The organism is Actinomadura sp. HBU206391, from assembly GCF_014323665.1.
Taxonomy (GTDB): Bacteria; Actinomycetota; Actinomycetes; order Streptosporangiales; family Streptosporangiaceae; genus Actinomadura_C.
This window is the reverse complement of record NZ_JABVEB010000534.1, coordinates 1-1,496: the sequence shown is the minus strand read 5'-3', so window position 1 is coordinate 1,496 and position 1,496 is coordinate 1. Positions and strand designations below refer to the sequence as shown.

General features: G+C 72.5%; 1 protein-coding gene and 1 pseudogene. One reads left to right on the top strand and one right to left on the bottom strand.

Features of this window, described 5'->3' with window-relative positions; all coding sequences use genetic code 11:
- Positions 1-1,127, bottom strand: a 1,127-nt coding sequence (locus HKK72_RS39185; RefSeq protein WP_187239420.1) for a sensor histidine kinase, incomplete at its 3' end; no start/stop codon positions are given.
- 181 nt (positions 1,128-1,308) lie between these two features.
- Between HKK72_RS39185 and HKK72_RS39180 the strand changes: the two are divergent.
- Positions 1,309-1,496 (top strand): annotated as a pseudogene (locus HKK72_RS39180) (hypothetical protein); the annotation flags it as partial.

The following is a 1,496-nucleotide window of genomic DNA, read 5'->3' as shown; positions in this document are numbered from 1 at the left end:
ACCCGCCAGCGGCCGCTGCGCGGCCCGGCGGTGAACCGCCCGCCGAGCAACGCGACCCGCTCCCGCATGCCGATGAGCCCGGCGCCGGCCCCGTCCACGGGCGCCGTGTGGTCGCCGAGCGGGCTCTCCACCGTGATCGAGACGATCTCGTCGCGATGGTCGACGACCATCTCCGCCCGCCCGGGGCCCGCGTGCTTCAGCACGTTGGTGAGCGACTCCTGCGCGATGCGGTAGGCGGCCAGTTCGATCGCGGCCGGAAGCTCACCGGGCCGGCCTCGCACCTCATGTGTGATCTCCAGATCCGGCCGCCCGATCTGCTCGACCAGCCGCTCGATCCCGTCCAGCCGCGGCGTCCGCGGGCTCTCGTCCGGCACACCCTCCTGCGCCCGGAGAAGCCCGATCATGCGCCGCATCTCGGCGAGGCCCTCGACACTGCTCTCCCGGATCACGGTCAGCGCCTGCCGTACCTGGTCGGCGGCCATGTCCGGCATCTTGAGCGCCGCCGAGGAGTGCAGCGCGACCGCGCTCAGATGATTGGCGATCACGTCGTGCAGCTCACGGGCCATCCGGGTCCTCTCGGCGTTGACGGCGGTGCGCCGGTCCAGCTCGGCCAGCCTCGCCACCTGATCGGCGCGCAGCCGCTCGGCCGCGGCCTGATCACGATGCTGGCGCACGATCATGCCGGTCAGCACCGGGCCGACCAGTTCCACCGCCAGCACCGCCCCCACCACGACCGTCCAGCTGAGGCTGTGGACCACGACGCCGAAGGCCACGGCGAAGACGAGCGACACTCCGACGGCCGGCCTGAGCAGCCATGCGCCCGGGCGTTTCGGGCCGTAGACGCCGGCCGCGTACAGGGCGTCGGTGTAGACCAGGGCGGTGCCGTAGCTCAGCCCGATCGCCACATCGGCCGCGAACGCCACCGTGGCGACGGCCAAGGCCGCGACCGGCGCGGTGCGGCGGAGCGGCATCACGGCGCAGACCACGGCCAGCGGCACCAGCCGCCACCACGACGCGACCGTCCACCCGTCGCCCCAGTTGACGTGCGCTCCCGCCGCGTGCAGCAGCAGGCCACCCGCCAGCGCCGCGACCGCGAGCAGCACGTCCTGCCTCGTCGTGAATCGCACCCGTCAATCTCAGCACGCCCCGCCGGTGGCCGGCTCCACCCTGGCGACGGCGGCCGTACATCGAAGGGAGGATCACGCGGTTCATCACCGCCGACGAGGCCCGGGCGGCTTCGGCCCCCGATCATGGAGGAGTGGACAGCCGAGGAGTGGGCGGCGCTCACTCCGTCACGTGGGGAGAAGGATGCTTCTCGGGATCATCGCAGGCTGCGAGATCGCGTTCTGGGTCGTGCTCCTGGCCGGTCTCGCCGCCCGCTATCTGCTGCGCATGCGCCGTCTCAGCACCGTCCTGCTGATCTGTGTCCCGCTGGTCGACGTGGTGCTCCTCGTCGCCTCGGTGATCGACCTGCGCGGCGGTGCCGTCGCCGGGTT